This is a genomic window from Lentibacillus halophilus (assembly GCF_055395055.1).
On the sequence record NZ_AP043750.1, the window covers coordinates 969,541 to 987,879 of the forward strand.

The window sequence follows — 18,339 nt, forward strand, 5'->3', positions numbered from 1 at the left end:
AAATACGTACATTAATGATATATTTACTTAAAATATACGGTTATAAGCGTGAGGTGTCCATATGAAAAGAAGCGATCGTTTGGTTTCATTAATGCATTATTTTTTGGAAAATCCACGGGAACATACGTCTCTTCCGGTGTTTGGTGAGCAGTATAAAGCAGCAAAATCCTCGATCAGTGAGGATTTGGATATCATTGATCGGGTCATGCGTGCCGAGGGAAAAGGTTATTTGCAGACGCTTCCCGGTGCATCCGGCGGCGTTCGATTCATCCCGGAACTTTCGGAAGAGAACAGCATGGCCTTTATCAGACAACTGTGCACAATGCTGGAAGATCCAGAGCGCATGTTACCCGGCGGCTATTTATACATGAGTGATATTTTGGGTGATCCCAAAATGGTTAATTATCTCGGGCGTATTTTGGCAACGGCGTTTCACGATTCAGCCATTGATGTGGTCGTCACTGTTGCTACCAAGGGTATCCCGCTTGCCTATGCGACAGCATCTGTTTTGAATGTACCGGTTGTTATTGTAAGAAGGGATCCGCGGGTGACTGAGGGATCGTCGGTCAGCATTAATTATGTATCAGGTTCATCCAAAAAAATTCAGACGATGGTTCTACCCAAACGAAGTCTGCAGGAACATACCAATGTTTGCATTATTGATGATTTTATGAAAGCCGGCGGAACGATTAATGGTATGATCAATTTGTTGGATGAATTCAATGCCAACGTGAGTGCCGTCGGGGTGCTTGCTGAAGCGGAAGATGATGAAGATGAGCGGATGGTGGATCATTATAAGTCACTTGTTAACATTACAGAGGCTGATGGGAAACATCAGCGTATAACGGCTGTTCCCGGAAATATTTCACCCTACTCCTAAAAGGTCTTTCTCATTTTTATGAGGAAGATTTTTAATCCAATTGATAAAATTTTTAAAAATAGGCAGGAATTCTTACTTTTTTGTTGAATTAGAGTTGGTAAGCACAAAGGGAAAGGGTGGTGAAACATCATGGAAGTTACGGACGTCAGATTACGCCGCGTGAATACGGAAGGGAGAATGCGGGCTATTGCATCGATCACTATGGATGACGAGTTCGTCGTACATGACATCCGTGTGATTAATGGCAATAACGGACTGTTTGTGGCGATGCCTTCCAAGCGAACACCGGATGGCGAATTCAGGGATATAGCCCACCCAATTAATTCGAAAACCCGTGGCAAGATACAAGATGCTGTTCTGGGTGAGTATCGTCTTGCCGGGGAAACAGAGGAAAATTACGAAGAAGCTGGTGCTTCCTGAATGAATGAAACAAGAAGTCTAATCTGCTGCCAGGTTAGTCTTCTTTTTTTCAGTCGGGGAAATGACCTGTTCTATTCGTCCTATGCTCTTATATTTATGCTTGTTTACTTGCTACTGGCCATGCCTATGGATTGAAATTCGCTCTGGTTTAAGATATATTCATAATGGATATTCAGAATGGAGGATTCCTCATGGCGAAACGATATGCCGTCATTCTTGCTGCCGGACAAGGAACCAGAATGAAGTCAAAGCTGTATAAAGTGCTTCATCCGGTTGCCGGGCGTCCAATGTTGCAGCATGTCATCGGTCAATTAAATGCTATACAACCGAATGAAATGGTGACGATTGTAGGGCATGGTGCGGATGATGTGGCCGAATACATCGATGATAACAGCCGGCTGGTTTTGCAGGAAGAACAGCTGGGCACCGGTCACGCCGTATTGCAGGCGGAGGACTTGCTGAAAGATAAAAATGGAACAACGATTGTCGTATGCGGAGATACGCCGTTGATTACAAGTGAAACATATCGCATGCTTTTTGATTATCATGAAAACGTTGGTGCTAAAGCAACCGTTTTGACAGCCAGAGCACCAAACCCTGCAGGATACGGCAGAGTTATTCGGGATGAGCGGAATGAAGTGGAACGGATTGTTGAAGAAAAGGATGCGGACGATCATGAACGTTCGGTCGATGAAATCAATACGGGAACGTACTGTTTTGATAACAAAGTGCTTTTTGACGCGCTTCAGCATGTTTCCAATGACAATGCGCAAGGGGAATATTATTTGCCGGATGTCATTGAAATATTGCAAAATCGCGGTGAAACGGTGGGTGCCTACCAGACGTCCGATTTTGAAGAGACGCTGGGCATTAATGATCGAAAAGCGCTGGCTCATGCTGAGACAGTGATGAAACGGCGCATCAATGACACACATATGCGAAATGGCGTGACACTCATTGACCCGGATAACACGTACATCGGACCGGATGTCGTTATGGAGCCGGATGTTCTCATTCACCCCGGTTGTATTATTACCGGAAAGGCCGTGATCCAATCCGATGCTGAAATAGGACCACATACCGAGATTCACAACTGCTCTGTTGGACAAGCCGCTCTTATCCGCCAAAGTGTCGCAAAAGATAGCTATATCGGTGACCGGGTACAGGCCGGCCCATACGCTCATATAAGACCGGAAACATCAGTCGGCAGCGAAGCGAAAGTCGGCAACTTTGTGGAAGTGAAGAAATCGTCGCTTGGAGATAAGAGCAAAGTTCCTCATTTGAGCTATATCGGCGACGCAGATATCGGCAGTCGGGTCAACATCGGCTGTGGAACGATCACCGTTAACTATGATGGAAATAATAAACATGTGACAGCCATTGAAGACGATGCATTCGTCGGTTGTAACTCCAATCTGATAGCACCGGTGACGGTGGGGAAAGGCTCCTACATCGCTGCCGGATCAACCATTACGGATCATGTTCCTGAGGATTCATTGTCCATTGCCCGTGCAAGGCAGACCAATAAAGAAGGTTATGTATCCAGAATCAAGAATCAAAAAAAGGACTAACGGAGGGTTTTTTCCATGGCATCTGGCTATAAAGATCCAGCATTGAAGGTGTTTTCACTCAATTCCAACCCGGAGCTTGCTGAAGATATTGCAAGTCATATTGGTACCCATTTGGGTGAATGCACAGTTAAAACATTCAGTGACGGAGAAATTCAAATTAACATCGAAGAAAGTGTCCGTGGTTGCGATGTATACGTTGTCCAGTCTACCTCGTCACCTGTTAACCAGCATCTAATGGAGCTTTTGATTATGGTCGATGCGCTCAAGCGTGCGTCAGCCAGGTCCATTAATCTTGTTATGCCGTATTACGGCTATGCCAGGCAGGATCGTAAAGCACGGTCACGAGAACCGATCACATCGAAACTTGTGGCCAATCTACTTGAATCATCCGGTGCGGACCGTGTGATCACGCTCGACTTGCATGCACCCCAAATACAGGGATTCTTCGATGTACCAATCGATCATTTGCAGGGTGTGCCCATTTTATCTGATTATTTTGAGGCGAAAAATTTTGACGATCTCGTTATTGTTTCCCCCGACCATGGCGGTGTTACTCGTGCCAGAAAGATGGCCGACCGTCTTAAGGCACCGATTGGTATTATTGATAAACGCAGACCCCGCCCCAACGTTGCGGAAGTCATGAATATTGTCGGAAATATTGAAGGCAAAACAGCGATACTTATTGATGACATCATTGATACAGCGGGTACCATTACACTGGCGGCCAATACACTGGTGGAAAATGGCGCAGAACAAGTGTATGCATGCTGTACACATCCGGTGCTGTCAGGTCCGGCCATAGATCGAATAAATGATTCCAAAATAAAAGAATTAGTTGTAACGAATTCAATTCCACTTCCTGAGGAAAAGCGCAGTGAAAAGGTCACCGAACTATCCGTTGCTCCGCTGATCGGTGAAGCAATAACCCGTGTACATGAGCGGAAGTCGGTCAGCATGCTGTTTGATTAACGGGTGACTTTTGTATAATGGTGCGAATTATGTTTTAATGGGGAGTGTTACTGAAACATTTACCGCATTAATAAACATGAATGCAAACAGGATTCTCAACTAATGGAGGGTGATAAATATGGCAGTGATATTAAAAGCAGAAAAAAGAGAAGACCTTTCTAAATCAGTAACAAAGCAAATCAGAAAAAATGGCAATGTCCCATCCGTTGTCTATGGAAAAGATAAAGCGTCCAAAACGATAACGGTCAACAGTGTTGATTTGACGAAAACGGTACGGGATGAAGGAAGGAATGCGATTATTTCGCTTGCTGTGGAAAATGACGAACCGGTTAATGTTATGCTTCATGACTATCAATTGGAACCGCTGCGGGATGATGTGCTGCATGCGGATTTTTATATCGTTAATATGGCCGAGGAAATGGATGTGGAAGTACCATTGCATCTGGACGGAGAGGCAAAAGGTGTCAAAGATGGCGGTGTCTTGCAACAGCCATTATTTGAATTGCAAGTACGTGCGAAACCTGCTGACATTCCGGAACAGATTTCTGCTGATATATCCGATTTAGATATAGGCGATACGATTTCCATTGCTGACTTGCCTGAATCATCGGCTTATGAATTCCTTGAGGATCATGAAACAACGATTGCCACGGTTGTACCACCGGATACGGTGGAAGAGACCGACGAGGCTCCTGCTGATGAGGAGGCTGAGCCGGATCTGGTTGGCGGTTCCGAAAACGATGACGAGAAATAAGCTGTTTTAAAGAAGCAGTACAGCGAAACAAGCATACTGTTTCCCACCAGGAAATATAGAGGCCCTCCTAATGGGATAGGAGGGTTTTGCTTTATTATTGGATCGCTTGATAAATATACTGTTAAAGGAAGAAGCAACATGAAATGTATTGCTGGATTGGGCAACCTTGGACGAAAATATGATAAGACACGGCATAATGTCGGTTTTATGGTGATTGATGAATTGCTCCGGCGGCATGGGTGGAAAGTAAAAAAGGATAAATTTAACGGTCAATCAACGGTGGAGACACTTCACGGTGAACAAGTCATTTTGTTGAAGCCGCAAACATACATGAATCTTTCCGGTGAATCGATTCGTCCACTTACAGATTATTACCATATTGATATGAACGATTTGCTGGTTATCCATGATGATCTTGATTTGCCAGCGGGTAAGATTCGTCTGCGGCAAAAGGGTGGTCACGGTGGTCACAATGGTATCCGTTCCATTGTTGATCATTTGAGTACCAAAGAGTTTAACCGGCTGCGGATCGGGATTGGAAGACCGGAGAATGCCATGCCTGTTGTTGATTATGTTCTGCGCCCGTTTACCAAAGATGAAAGACAACATGCGGTACAAAGCATTCGGATGGCGGCTGATGCGTGTGAGTCATGGATGGAGCAATCTTTTCCCGAAGTGATGAATGAATTTAATCGCTGATTCTGCATATAGTATAACAATACGCTTTTCGGATAAACTTTAGGATAGGTTATGTTTATTCGAGGAGGTATAGGTATGCCAATTATCTATCAATGCAGACATTGTGGACAGGAAATTGGACAATTGAATCAGCGGAGGGTTGATGCGTCCATGCTTGGTCTTGACCAGTTATCGGCTGACGATACACGTGACATGATTGATTACCGGGAAAATGGGGATATAAAGATTAAGGCCATTTGTGAAAGCTGTGAAGCGTCACTCGAAAGCCATCCAACGTATCATGAATTGGATCATTTTTTACAATAACAGAAATGTTGCAAGAAGCTTTGGTTGCCTGTTGACGGATCTCGCATGAGGGTTGGGTCCCGAAAGGAATCAGAGCATTTTTGCACGTAAGCAGGTGGGGGAAAATGAAGGGAATTCATCGATTTTTAGAATCAAAAGAAGATATAGCATCGGTCATTAATGGCCTTTCAGATGGCATGAGCGAACAGCTCGTATCCGGTCTGTCCGGCTCAGCGAGAAGCTTGTTTGTGTCGGTCATTAACGAATCTATGCATAAACCCGTTTTGCTTGTAACAAATCAACTTGTGCAAGCCCAGGAGCTTTATGACGACTTAGTCGAATTAACCGGGGAGCACCATGTTCATTTGTACCCGGTCAATGAACTGATTGCCTCGGAAATTGCTATTGCCAGTCCGGAACTGCGCAGTCAACGTATCCAATCGCTGACCGAATGGTCGCAGAACAAATCTGGTATTCTCATTGCGCCAGTTGCGGCATTGAAACGGATATTGCCTCCAACCCATTATTGGTCTTCCTATCAGTTGCCATTTCATAACGGCGGAACGATCAACCTGGATGCTTATCTATCGTCATTGATTGACATGGGCTATGAACGGGTATCTATGGTTCAGACGCCGGGTGAGTTCAGTGTTCGTGGTGGTATTATTGATGTCTATCCGGTTACGGAGGAAAGACCGATTCGTGTTGAATTATTTGATGATGAGATCGATTCTATTCGTCAGTTCGATCCGGAAACACAACGGTCGCTGGAAAAGTTGTCATCTTTTACAGCCGGACCTGCTACAGAAATGATTCTAACGGATGAGGACAGGCTGGCAGCTGCCAATCGCCTGGAGAATGCGTTAGCCAACTCTCTGCAAAAAATGACGTCCACAGAAGCGAAGGAAACGTTGAGCGAGACGATTGAGCACGATATAGACCGTATGAAACGTTTGGAACATTTTCAGGAATTATATAAGTATATTGGATTTCTATATGATAACCCGGCTAGTTTGCTAGACTTCCTCCCTTCCGATGGATTGATCATTATGGATGAAATGAGCCGTATTGAGGAGACGGCCTCCAATCTGGATACTGAGGAGGCGGAATGGTACAGCAGCTTGTTGGAAGCGAATACCATGGTTAGAGGCAGCACATTTTCCTATGACTGGAACACGGTTAAAGCCAATATGAGTCAGCAACGACTTTATATGTCCGTCTTTTTACGGCATATCCCCAATACCCATCCGCAAAACATTGTTAATTTATCGGCACGATCCATGCAAGAATTCCATGGGCAGATGAGTCTGTTTCAAAACGAACTGCAGCGATGGGAAAAAGGTGACTTTTCCGTCGTTGTGTTCGCACCGGATGAAGACCGTGCGGAAAAGATTCAATCCATTTTTGCGGATTATTCGGTGGAGGCGGACGTTGTTCGAGATCTGGATCTTCCTGTCAGCCGACCGGTTATTACGGTCGGCAATATCAGCAATGGCATTGAGTTTCCGATGCATAAACTTGTGCTCATCACGGAAAATGAATTGTTCAAAAAGAAAACAAAACGCAAACCCCAACAAAAACAGAAGCTTTCAAATGCCGAACGTATTAAAAATTATCAGGAGTTAAAAGCGGGCGATTATGTGGTGCATGCCCACCATGGCATTGGCAAGCATCTGGGTATTGAAACGCTTGAAGTAAATGGTTTGCATAAGGATTTTATGCTGATCAGGTACTCAGGGGATGATAAGCTTTATGTCCCCATTGATCAGATTGACTTGGTTCAGAAATTTGTTGCATCTGAAGGTCAAGAGCCAAAACTGCACAAATTGGGCGGCAGCGAATGGACGAAAGTGAAACGGAAAGTCCAGTCCAGTGTGGAGGATATTGCTGATGATCTCATTAAGCTGTACGCCGAACGAGAAGCGAGACAGGGGCATGCTTTCAGTGCAGATACAGAAATGCAGCGTGAATTTGATATGGCTTTTCCGTATCAGGAGACAGACGATCAGCTGCGATGCATTGCCGAGATTAAACACGATATGGAGCGCGAACGCCCCATGGACCGTCTTCTCTGCGGCGATGTCGGCTATGGAAAGACCGAAGTGGCCTTGCGTGCTGCATTCAAAGCCATGGTGGATGGGAAACAAGTGGCCATCCTTGTGCCGACAACCATTCTTGCGCAACAGCATATGGAGACGATTCAGGAGCGATTCCAGGACTTTCCGGTCAACATTGGTATGTTAAGCCGGTTTCGTACGAGAAAACAGCAGCAGGAAACCATTGAAGGGCTTCGTAAAGGACAGGTCGATATCGTTATCGGCACTCATCGCATGCTGTCCAAGGATGTCGTCTATCGGGATCTGGGATTGCTGGTGGTAGATGAAGAGCAGCGGTTCGGTGTCAAACATAAGGAAAAGATTAAAGAGCTGAAGTCCAATGTTGACGTCCTGACGTTGACGGCAACGCCAATTCCGAGAACATTGCATATGTCGATGCTTGGTGTTCGTGACTTATCCGTTATTGAAACACCACCGGAGAACCGGTTTCCTATTCAGACGTATGTCACGGAATACAATCCCATTTTTATCCGAGAAGCTATTGAACGGGAAATGGCACGTGGAGGTCAGGTGTTTTTCCTGCATAATCGAGTTGATAATATTGATAAAGCAGCCCGTGACCTTGGTATGCTTGCTGAAGATGCGCGAATTGCGGTCGCCCATGGTCAAATGAATGAAACGGAACTGGAAAATATTATATTTGCTTTTTTAGCTGGTGAATATGATGTTCTCGTCAGCACGACCATCATTGAGACAGGTGTAGATATACCGAATGTGAACACATTGATTGTCAATGCATCCGATCGCATGGGGCTCAGTCAACTGTATCAACTGCGTGGACGTGTTGGTCGTTCTAATCGTGTTGCTTATGCATATTTCACATATCACCAGGATAAAGTGCTCAGCGAAGTGGCGGAAAAGCGTCTGGAAGCCATTAAAGAATTTACGGAACTAGGATCCGGCTTTAAAATTGCTATGCGTGACTTATCCATTCGCGGTACGGGCAATCTGTTGGGTGCACAACAGCACGGTTTCATTGACTCGGTTGGATTCGACATGTATTCGCAGATGCTTAAGGACGCCATAAATGCACGCAAGTCCGGCAAGGAACAGGATGAACAAGAAGCATTTGAACCTGAGCTCTCGCTGATGTTAGATGCTTACATCCCGGATACCTATATCGATGATGAAAAACAAAAAGTGGCCATGTACCAACAATTTCAAGCCATTACGTCTTCAGAAGATATAACGGATTTGCGGGATGAATTAATTGACCGGTTTGGCGATTATCCGGAAGAAGTAGACAACTTATTTACGGTGACATCGTTAAAATTCCATGCCAAGCAGCAGCGTGTCGCCTATATTACTGAAAAGTCCGGCAAGATGGAGCTTTTGGTGGATGAAAATCGCAGCCGGAATATCGACGGTTCCAAGCTGTTTGAAAAAGCAAATGCATTTGGTCGCCAAGTGCAACTTGGAACGGAAGGCAACCAATTGAAGATAATCTTGACATGGACACGCGATACGCAGCAACAACGGTATGAACAAGCGGAACAATTCATTCAGCAACTGGGTGCAGTGGACTGGGATGATGTTGCGTCAGCTCAGTCATAGGCACACCATTTCGGGGGAAGCCGCCCGCCTTTTCCGGTCGCTTTTATGTGATGCATAGATCCTGTGGAATGTTTCATACTAAACCCACAACTGGTGTTTTTTTCTGTCAAAGGAAAGGTCTGAAAAAAGTGCCTGCACCAGGAACAATCACCATAGAAAGCGAGGCTTCCTACCCATGAAAGCAACTGGAATTGTACGACGTATTGATGATTTGGGACGAGTGGTTATTCCAAAAGAAATCAGACGAACATTGCGTATTCGTGAAGGAGATCCATTGGAGATATTTGTCGACCGGGAAGGCGAAGTCATTTTAAAGAAATATTCACCAATCAGTGAGTTGGGGACATTTGCGACAGAATACGCGGAAGCATTGTTTGAATCACTTCAGTATCCCGTGTTGATTTGCGATCGTGATGAGATTATCGCCGTCGCAGGAGGTTCCCGAAAAGACTACTTAAATCAAAGCATTGGTACAGAACCGGAAAGCACCATGGAAAATCGTACTATGTCCTATGAAACGGATTCGACCTCAATAGAACTAATCCAAGGAAGAGACGAACAGGTTGACTCGTACTGCATCAGTCCTATCATTGCCAACGGCGACCCGATTGGCTGTGTGATGTTGTTTTCCAACGAAGGAAATAAAATCGGTGATGCGGAACAAAAGGCGGTGCAGACGGCTGCCAGTTTCTTAGCGAGACAAATGGAATAATGAAAGTAAAACGAAATGGCTTCGATTGAATCGGTTTTCTTATTGAAAAAGTGTCTTTATTTGGACAAAATAAGGCACTTTTTTCGTTTGAGTCGTAATTAGTTCCGAGCAGCTTCTAGTCAATCGGAACTATGGTATCATGGATGTGATAGACATGCTTATGAATGTGACTTTGTAAAGTGAGGGATTTGTGATGGAAGGAACCATTGAGGTTATCGGCCTCGGGGCGGGTGATGCAGAGCAGTTATCACTCGGGGTGTATCGTAAATTGTTGCGTGCGGAAACGGATGTGTTTGTACGAACAATCGACCATCCGGTCGTAAAGGAATTGCAAAACGAAGGGGTTGTGTTTAGACCATTTGATGATGTTTATGAATCATCAAAAGACTTTACCACGGTTTATGAAGCGATTGCAGACAGACTCGTGGATGAAGCGCGGACAAAATCAGTGATATACGCTGTTCCTGGTCATCCCATGGTGGCTGAGGAGACGGTCAGGCGGTTACTGGAACAAACCGATGTACCGGTTGACGTCATGGGGGGTCATAGTTTTCTGGATGCGCTTTTCACAGCATTGAACATTGATCCGGCAGACGGGTTTCAATTGACGGATGGTACAGCTTTTCACAGGCATGGACTGAACTACCGGCAGCATCTCCTTATCAGTCAGGTGTATGATCGAATGACGGCCTCCCATGTAAAACTTGAACTATTGGAAGACCTCCCCCCGGATTATCCTGTCCGTATTGTGGAGGCGGCCGGGAGCCGACAGGAAACATTGATTGAAATTCAGTTGGAGGATTTGGACCGTTCGTTTGATAAGGTTTCCAATTGGGCATCGGTCTATATTCCTCCGGTGCCCGAGAGCATGCTGCAGCACACATTTTCCCGGTTACGTCATGTGATTGCTGCATTGCGGGCGCCGGATGGTTGCCCGTGGGACCGCGCACAGACACATGAAACATTGCGTCCGTATGCGGTTGAAGAGGTTTATGAATTGTTAGAGGCGATTGATGAGCAGGATGATGATGGTATTGTTGAGGAATTGGGCGATCTTTTATTGCAGGTCATGTTGCATAGTCAGATTGGTGAAGACCATGGCTATTTTAACATTGATGATGTCATCCATTCGATTACTGGAAAGATGATTCACCGTCATCCGCATATTTTTTCCAATCAATCCGCCGACACGGTCGATGAGGTATACGCGACGTGGGATGCATTGAAACAAGAAGAAAAAGGCGACGAGCGGACATCGGTTCTGGACGGTGTTCCTATCGGGCTACCTGCGCTGGCAAAGGCCTTTAAGTTACAACATAAAGCAGCCAAGGTCGGTTTTGGTTGGGACGAGGCAGCAGACGTGCTGGCGAAATTTCAGGAAGAGTGGCGGGAGCTTCAGAATGCGATGGTTGAACAACCAACAGATAAAGTGGAAGAAGAGCTTGGTGATGTTTTATTTGTACTGGCCAACGTGGCGCGGTACTATGACATTAATCCGGAAGTGGCTTTGAACAGAACCAATCAAAAATTTGTGTACCGCTTTTCGTACATCGAAAAGCAGCTGACGAATCAGGGAGACGATATATGGACGGCTCCATTTAAAAAAATGGAAGACTATTGGAATCAAGCAAAGAGGAAAGGATGATGGTATTGCGGCTGGATAAATTTCTGAAAGTATCACGGCTTATTAAGCGGCGGACGCTGGCAAAAGAAGTAGCCGGGCAGGGGCGCATCACCATTAACGGAAATAATGCAAAAGCTTCTTCCGTTGTCTCGGTCGGGGATGAACTGGTGATTCGTTTTGGCCAAAAAGTGGTAACCCTAGAGGTGACATCGTTGCAAGAAGCAGCACAAAAGGGGGAGGCAGAAACATTATACCGCGTGATCCATGAAGAAAAAGTGGATTAAAGACAGTTCTATACTTGTCCCTCTCGTCATATAGTAATAATGACAAGGGAGGGGTAAATGTATGTATGATTATCAAAATGACACGGTCAATCGCACTCAGCAGGAACATTCCGTTAAGATAAACGACCGTAAGAACTTGGAAATAACTGGAGTAAAAGAGGTTGACAGTTTTGATAATGAAGAATTCCTGCTAGAAACAGTGATGGGTTATTTAATTATTCGTGGACAGAATTTGCAGATGCAAAATTTGGATGTAGGTGACGGGCTTGTCACTATAAAAGGCAAGGTATATGAACTTTCCTATGTGGACGACCATCATCAGGAGAAAGCTAAAGGATTCTTTAGCAAGCTATTCAAATGACGTTAAGTGCACAGTTTGCAACGATGCTCTCCATGACTGCAGGCGGGTTTTATTTAGGGATTATTCTTGACACTTACAGGCGTCTGTCGATTTATTGGAAAGGCAGCCCGTTTATGATCTACGCCATGGAAATTGTTTTTTGGCTGTCTCAGACGATGCTGTTATATTATGTATTATTTTTGGTAAATAGCGGAGAATTGCGGGTTTATGTATTTTTGGCGTGCCTGCTCGGATTTTCCATGTACAAAGGAGTGGCTGCCAATGCCTATCAAACATTCCTCGAACACATCATCCGTATGGTGGCAGCCGTATACCGCTTCTGCAGGCGGACAGTGCAAATACTTGTTATCATACCGGTGAAAGCCATCATCCTGTTCATGTCAGCGGTGGCTATGTCCATACTTCGTGCTGCCACCGCACTTGTGCGGTGGCTCGTCACCATTGTATTTACTCCGGTTTTTTGGCTGTTCCGACTGCTTTATAGCTTGCTTCCGTCTTCCTTTCAAAAGAAATTATACAAAATAGCAGGATTTTATAGTAAAATAGAGAATATATGTAGGAAATGGATCAAAGAATTATGGTTCAGGAGGAGGTAGTCAAGCGTGTCGGCAGATGAAAAAACAGTTACGCATCTGGATTCCGATTACATGCAGCAGTATGATGCCTACATAGCCAGACAAAAACGCAAGAAAAAGCGCTTGGTGCGCCGGCTCGTTTTATTTGCCGCTATTACCATGCTCGTTATTGGAAGCCTTACGGTGTACCACTTACAGCAGCGATCATTGCATGCGGAAAAACAGCAGCAATACGAACAGCTGCAGGATAAGCTTGCTCACTTGGAAAAGAAAGAACAAAGTTTGAAGGAAGACATTCATTTACTGAACAACGATGAATATGTATTAGAAATAGCCCGGACCAATTATTTCTATTCCAAAGAAGGTGAGTTAATTTTTAACATTCCCGACAAAGAACCCTCATATTGACACACTTTTACAAGACTGGCTATAATATAGTAGAAGTACACTTTTCAAGAAATTCTAAGGAGGAGCACTTTTTTTATGTCAATCGAAGTAGGCAGCAAACTGCAGGGAAAGGTGACCGGCATCACTAATTTTGGGGCCTTTGTTGAAATTGAAAAGGGAAAAACAGGCTTGGTCCATATCAGTGAGGTTGCTGACAATTATGTAAAAGACATTAATGAGCATTTGAGTGTTGGTGACAGTGTGACGGTAAAAGTCATTAATGTCGAGGAAGATGGCAAGATTGGTCTGTCCATAAAAAAGGCCAAAGACAAACCGCGCCAGCAGCCTCGTCAGCGTACGGAGTCGTTTGAGTCCAAGATGAACAAATTTCTTAAAGATTCGGATGATCGTTTAGCCTCTTTGAAAAAACACACGGAATCTAAGCGAGGAGGTCGTGGTGCCAAAAGAGGATAGCTGTTTGCTGTCTATGATCAATTGATGCGAAATTTGATGCGGAATTCACCATATATGATATAAAAAAGCAGGCAATTCCTTTCAATGGAAAGCCTGCTTTTTTTTACGTTTAATGAATACGAATGGCGGTGGAGGGATTCGAACCCCCGACCCTACGGGTATGAACCGTATGCTCTCGCCAGCTGAGCTACACCGCCGAATGAGTCACAAATGATATAATACAACAGCACATGTTATGTGTCAATGGTATTCCGTTCGTTGACATAAATAAACAGAACGTGGAAGGTTGTGTAGAATATCGCTTGTCCGACTGGAAAGACGTCGAACGATTCTTTGACTTCGTCTTCCTGTTTTGACAAAAACAGTGTGTATTATGTGCTTAAATGGGTGTAAGAAGGAGTGGTTGACAATGATAAATTCTATTCCGGATTACAAACCTGTTGGAGGGCATATGCAGGATCGTGCCCTGGACAAGTTCGTCAGAAAAATAGCAGGCACTATGACGACAATACTGCTTAAAAAAGGTTGGCTTTTTTATATCGTTGGTTTTTTACTTGGACGAGCCATTATATTATCCGTTGTGTCACCGTTTGCTATTGCTTTTTTGGCAACGATATGGTTTATTCAACGAGAAAAAGCTGCTAAATCGATGCTGTTTGTTTTGGGTGGCGCATTAACGTATTCGCTTACACAAGGCGCCTTCATGGCATTGTCTATGATTATTTTTCTTTTCATAGCGGGGTTAATAAAGAACACATCAAAACAGAAAGTCCTGCTGCCACTGGCTGTGTTTATGTCCACGGCCGCACCGAGAGTATTCTTGTATTCCATTAGCGACAAGCTTTCATCTTATGAATGGATGCTACTCGTTGTTGAAGGCGTATTGGGAGCAGTCCTGGTATTAATCTTTATGCAAAGCATTCCACTTTTATCACCGCATCGCTATAAACCGGCACTGAAAAATGAGGAAATTGTTTGTATGATCATTCTCATTGCATCAATTTTGACCGGAACAATTGGCTGGGAAGTGTATGGCGCATCGGTTGAGCAGGTTTTTTCCAGATATTTTGTTTTGCTGCTTGCGTTTGTCGGTGGGGCATCGATTGGCTCGACTGTTGGCGTTGTCGCAGGCCTTATCCTGTCACTCGCCAATGTTGCCAATCTTTACCAAATGAGTCTGCTTGCTTTTTCCGGTCTGCTTGGCGGACTGCTGAAAGAGGGAGGAAAAGCAGGTGTCAGTGCCGGGCTATTGGTCGGGACAGTAATGGTTGCTATTTATGTGGATGTCGCAGCGGTGCTTCCATCCCTTAAGGAAACATTGATTGCTGTTATGATGTTTATAGTGACACCGAAGAGCTTAATCAAAAAGTTGTCCCGGTATATTCCTGGAACCGATGAATATACCACAGAACAGGAACAATATTTACAGAAAGTCCGCAATGTAACAGCCAAACGTGTGGAGCAATTTTCCAATGTCTTTGAAGCATTGTCCAACAGTTTCTCATCGGCTGAAGATATGACAGAGGATGAAGCAGCTGACCGGAAAGAAACGGATTATTTTCTGAGTCAAGTGACAGAGAAGACATGTCAGTCCTGTTTCATGAAGGAACGCTGTTGGCAGCAGCAGTTCGATAAAACGTATTCGTTAATGGAAGATGTAAAGAACGATTTGGAAGCTGGAAAAGAGCCGGGTCGTCAATCCATGCACAATTTTGAAAATCATTGTGTCAAATCGAAAAAAGTAGTGGACGTCATGAAAGAGGAAATGTCATTTTTCGAAGCGAACAAACAGTTGAAAAAACAGGTAATAGAAAGCAAGCAATTTGTTGCTGATCAGCTGCAAGGTGTTTCCGACGTCATGGATGATTTTGCCGATGAAATTCTTAAAGAACGCAAACACCATGAAAAACAGGAAATGCAGATTATGAATGCGCTGCACCACATGGGCATTGAAGTGGAAAAACTTGATATTTACGGATTGGAAAAAGGCAATATTGATATTGAAATGACACTGTCCTTTTACCATTATCATGGCGAAGGTCCGAAACTCATTGCTCCAGTTTTGTCGGATATTTTAAACGAAATGATTATCGTCAAACACGAAGAGGTATCCCCGTTTCCCAATGGCTATTGTCAATTAGTCTTTGGTTCAGCCAAGGAATATGTGGTGGAGACAGGGATTGCCAATGCAGCTAAAGGAGGGGGCCTTGTTTCTGGAGACAGCTACCGGACAATTGAGCTCGGAGAAGGCAAGCATGCACTGGCAATCAGCGATGGTATGGGTAATGGTCAGCGTGCCAAAGAAGAAAGTGAGGAAACGTTGCGTCTTCTTCAGCAAATTTTACATACAGGCATTCCTGAGAAAGTGGCGATCAAATCGATCAATTCCATTTTGTCCCTCCGCACCAGAGATGAGATGTATGCCACGTTGGATCTTGCTGTTGTCAATCTGCACAATGCGTTTGTCCGTTTTTTAAAAATTGGTTCCACGCCAAGTTTTATTAAACGGGGGGATGATATTATTAAGGTGGAAGCAAGCAATCTGCCAATGGGCATTATTCAAGAATTTGATGTGGACATTGTCAGTGAGCAACTAAAATCGGAAGACATCTTGATCATGATGAGTGACGGTATATTGGACGGGCCTAAGCACGTAGAAAATACGGACATTTGGATAAAACGAAAAATTCAGGAACTGCAAACAGATGATCCTCAAGCGATTGCTGATATTTTGCTGGAAGAGGTTGTACGGACAAGATCGGGTGCTATTGAGGATGACATGACAGTCGTCGTCACCAAAGTGCAGAAAAATTCGCCGCAATGGGTATCGGTCCCTATTTATTCGGATAAAGCACAGTAATGATTGACCATTCATACCAAGCCGTTCACACACGTATAGAAGAACAGATGTATATGGCTGTGTGTTTATGTCGATGATGGTAATGGATTCGATAGGGAGGTATGCCAGGTGAAAAAAGGAACGTTGAAACAAATACTGTTGATGACGGATGGCTGTTCTAATAAAGGAGAAAGTCCGGCTGAAACAGCTGTATTAGCTCGTGAGCAAGGCATTGCTGTCAATGTCATCGGCATTCTTGATGATGATCAGACGGAAGAACCCGAGGGGCTGCAGGAAGTGGAGGCCATCGCCAACGCCGGTGGAGGGATTAGCCAAATTGTTTACAAACAGGCGTTATCTCAGACGGTTCAGACGGTTACAAAGCAATCGATGACGCAAACGATACAAGGATTTGTCAATCAGGAATTGAAGCAGATTCTCGGCCCGGGTCAAAGTCTGGAAGAGATTGAGCCTGAAAAACGTGGGGAAATTATGGACGTTGTGGAAGATATGGGAGAGACGTGTGATTTAGAGGTACTGATCCTTGTCGATACGAGTGCCAGCATGAATGACAAACTTCCGTCCGTCAAGGAGGCACTGGTTGACTTATCCATCAGTTTGAATGCCCGAATCGGCCGGAATCGTTTCAGCATTTATCATTTTCCGGGCAAGCGCAAAGATATACAAAACGTGTTGGATTGGTCACCAAAACTCGATGCCATATCGGATGTTTTTCCAAAGCTGACCAGCGGTGGTATCACACCAACCGGACCAGCCATACGAAAAGCGATGTATCAATTTGGGAAAAAAGGATTGTTGCATCACTTGAGGGATGAAGATGAGTCAGGCATGGAAGAAGCTTAGTTCGATACGACCCGGAACCGTCATAGTCGGCAAGTGGCATCAAAAGCATTATACCATCCGGCGCAGACTGGGAAGAGGTGCTGTCGGAACGGTATATCTCTGTGAACAGAACGGCCGTTATGCAGCACTGAAAATCAGTGATAACGCCGCATCGATGACGGTGGAAGTCAATGTCCTTAAGTCATTGGAAAAGGTTCAAGGCAATCGTCTTGGACCTTCTTTACTGGATGTGGACGATTGGGAGGCCTTTCCTGGAGATAAATACGTTTTTTATGTCATGGAGTACTTACACGGAGAACCTTTGACACACTTTATCAATCGACATGGTCATGAGTGGGCAGGGATCTTTATGGTGCAATTGCTCGATGACTTGGAGCAATTGCACCAGGCCGGCTGGGTGTTAGGTGATGTTAAACCTGAGAATATGATCGTGGTTTCGTCTCCTGCCAAGGTTCGGTGGATTGACGTTGGCGGTACGACACAAATAGGCCGCTCGATTAAAGAATATACGGAGTTTTTTGATCGAGGTTACTGGGGTATGGGATCCAGACGTGCCGAACCAAGTTATGACCTGTTCGCACTAGCCATGATTTTTTTAACGGTTTATTATCCAAACCGCTTTGACAAAGGGCCAGATCCAAAAGGAACATTATTTCAAAAATTGCATGATGTCAAGGCGTTGCGTCTATACCGAAATTGTCTTAAAAAAGCTCTCACCGGGAGTTATCAGTCAAGTGCCCACATGCGCAATGAACTGATGGCAGCGATGAACAATGCACGTGCACGGCACAATCACACGAACAATGCCTCCTCGTATAAAAATTCGGTCTTCAAAGAGGGGATCGGTATCATGCTGCTGACTCTCGTCTATTATGTATCATCATTGTTTCTGCCTTAAATCGCCATAGCAATTTATCCGGTCAATGGTTTATGATACGATTAAAAAAGAACAGTGGTCTTACTGTTTGCA

18 protein-coding genes and 1 tRNA gene are annotated in these 18,339 nt (G+C 44.6%); 18 read left to right on the plus strand and 1 reads right to left on the minus strand.

All coding sequences use genetic code 11. The features are described from left to right. The first annotated feature begins 61 nt into the window (after positions 1-61). From purR to ACZ5Q7_RS04555, 15 genes are all read left to right on the plus strand, one after another. The gene (purR, locus tag ACZ5Q7_RS04485; protein ID WP_343752219.1) at positions 62-880 is read left to right on the plus strand and encodes a pur operon repressor; all 819 of its coding nucleotides are present in this window, start codon (positions 62-64) and stop codon (positions 878-880) included. A 129-nt stretch (positions 881-1,009) separates the two neighbouring features. Next, a complete protein-coding gene (gene spoVG / locus ACZ5Q7_RS04490) occupies positions 1,010-1,300 on the plus strand; it encodes a septation regulator SpoVG (protein WP_343752221.1) in 291 nt (96 codons plus the stop codon). A gap of 191 nt (positions 1,301-1,491) precedes the next feature. After that, on the plus strand, positions 1,492-2,871 hold the full coding sequence (gene glmU, locus ACZ5Q7_RS04495; protein WP_343752222.1) for a bifunctional UDP-N-acetylglucosamine diphosphorylase/glucosamine-1-phosphate N-acetyltransferase GlmU: 1,380 nt from the start codon (positions 1,492-1,494) through the stop codon (positions 2,869-2,871). Between the two features lie 15 nt (positions 2,872-2,886). Beyond that, a complete protein-coding gene (locus ACZ5Q7_RS04500; RefSeq protein WP_343752224.1) occupies positions 2,887-3,840 on the plus strand; it encodes a ribose-phosphate diphosphokinase in 954 nt (317 codons plus the stop codon). 118 nt (positions 3,841-3,958) lie between these two features. Continuing rightward, positions 3,959-4,594: a 50S ribosomal protein L25/general stress protein Ctc gene (locus tag ACZ5Q7_RS04505; RefSeq protein ID WP_343752225.1), complete on the plus strand. Its 636-nt coding sequence runs from the start codon at positions 3,959-3,961 to the stop codon at positions 4,592-4,594. A gap of 138 nt (positions 4,595-4,732) precedes the next feature. Further along, on the plus strand, positions 4,733-5,293 hold the full coding sequence (gene pth, locus ACZ5Q7_RS04510) for an aminoacyl-tRNA hydrolase (protein ID WP_343752227.1): 561 nt from the start codon (positions 4,733-4,735) through the stop codon (positions 5,291-5,293). Between the two features lie 75 nt (positions 5,294-5,368). Next, positions 5,369-5,599 (plus strand): anti-sigma-F factor Fin family protein, encoded by a 231-nt coding sequence (locus ACZ5Q7_RS04515; protein ID WP_343752229.1) that lies wholly within the window; start codon positions 5,369-5,371, stop codon positions 5,597-5,599. 104 nt (positions 5,600-5,703) lie between these two features. Then, positions 5,704-9,249, plus strand: coding sequence for a transcription-repair coupling factor (gene mfd / locus ACZ5Q7_RS04520; RefSeq protein ID WP_343752230.1), 3,546 nt, complete (start codon positions 5,704-5,706; stop codon positions 9,247-9,249). A gap of 175 nt (positions 9,250-9,424) precedes the next feature. Next, a complete protein-coding gene (gene spoVT, locus ACZ5Q7_RS04525) occupies positions 9,425-9,961 on the plus strand; it encodes a stage V sporulation protein T (protein WP_343752231.1) in 537 nt (178 codons plus the stop codon). Positions 9,962-10,154: 193 nt separating this feature from the next. Further along, positions 10,155-11,606: a bifunctional methyltransferase/pyrophosphohydrolase YabN gene (yabN, locus tag ACZ5Q7_RS04530; protein WP_343752232.1), complete on the plus strand. Its 1,452-nt coding sequence runs from the start codon at positions 10,155-10,157 to the stop codon at positions 11,604-11,606. 5 nt (positions 11,607-11,611) lie between these two features. Beyond that, on the plus strand, positions 11,612-11,869 hold the full coding sequence (locus tag ACZ5Q7_RS04535) for an RNA-binding S4 domain-containing protein (RefSeq protein WP_343752255.1): 258 nt from the start codon (positions 11,612-11,614) through the stop codon (positions 11,867-11,869). A 61-nt stretch (positions 11,870-11,930) separates the two neighbouring features. Continuing rightward, positions 11,931-12,230, plus strand: coding sequence for a sporulation protein YabP (gene yabP / locus ACZ5Q7_RS04540; protein ID WP_343752233.1), 300 nt, complete (start codon positions 11,931-11,933; stop codon positions 12,228-12,230). Beyond that, positions 12,227-12,826 (plus strand): spore cortex biosynthesis protein YabQ, encoded by a 600-nt coding sequence (gene yabQ, locus ACZ5Q7_RS04545; RefSeq protein WP_343752235.1) that lies wholly within the window; start codon positions 12,227-12,229, stop codon positions 12,824-12,826. The genes yabP and yabQ overlap by 4 nt, the downstream gene beginning before the upstream one ends. Before the next feature lie 6 nt (positions 12,827-12,832). Next, positions 12,833-13,213: an FtsB family cell division protein gene (locus ACZ5Q7_RS04550; RefSeq protein ID WP_343752236.1), complete on the plus strand. Its 381-nt coding sequence runs from the start codon at positions 12,833-12,835 to the stop codon at positions 13,211-13,213. 75 nt (positions 13,214-13,288) lie between these two features. Further along, positions 13,289-13,666, plus strand: coding sequence for a S1 domain-containing RNA-binding protein (locus ACZ5Q7_RS04555; RefSeq protein WP_343752237.1), 378 nt, complete (start codon positions 13,289-13,291; stop codon positions 13,664-13,666). 123 nt (positions 13,667-13,789) lie between these two features. Here ACZ5Q7_RS04555 and ACZ5Q7_RS04560 read toward each other — a convergent pair. Then, positions 13,790-13,863 (minus strand) — tRNA-Met (locus tag ACZ5Q7_RS04560). Between the two features lie 212 nt (positions 13,864-14,075). Between ACZ5Q7_RS04560 and spoIIE the strand changes: the two genes are divergently transcribed. From spoIIE to ACZ5Q7_RS04575, 3 genes are all read left to right on the plus strand, one after another. After that, positions 14,076-16,526, plus strand: a complete 2,451-nt coding sequence (spoIIE, locus tag ACZ5Q7_RS04565; protein WP_343752238.1) for a stage II sporulation protein E — start codon at positions 14,076-14,078, stop codon at positions 16,524-16,526. A gap of 108 nt (positions 16,527-16,634) precedes the next feature. Further along, entirely contained in the window at positions 16,635-17,369 is a 735-nt protein-coding gene (locus ACZ5Q7_RS04570; RefSeq protein WP_343752239.1) for a VWA domain-containing protein, read from the plus strand. Then, positions 17,344-18,267 carry a serine/threonine protein kinase gene (locus ACZ5Q7_RS04575; RefSeq protein ID WP_343752240.1) on the plus strand — a complete coding sequence of 308 codons (924 nt, stop codon included), beginning with the start codon at positions 17,344-17,346 and terminating at the stop codon, positions 18,265-18,267. Before ACZ5Q7_RS04570 ends, ACZ5Q7_RS04575 begins: the two co-directional genes overlap by 26 nt. Positions 18,268-18,339: the final 72 nt, after the last annotated feature.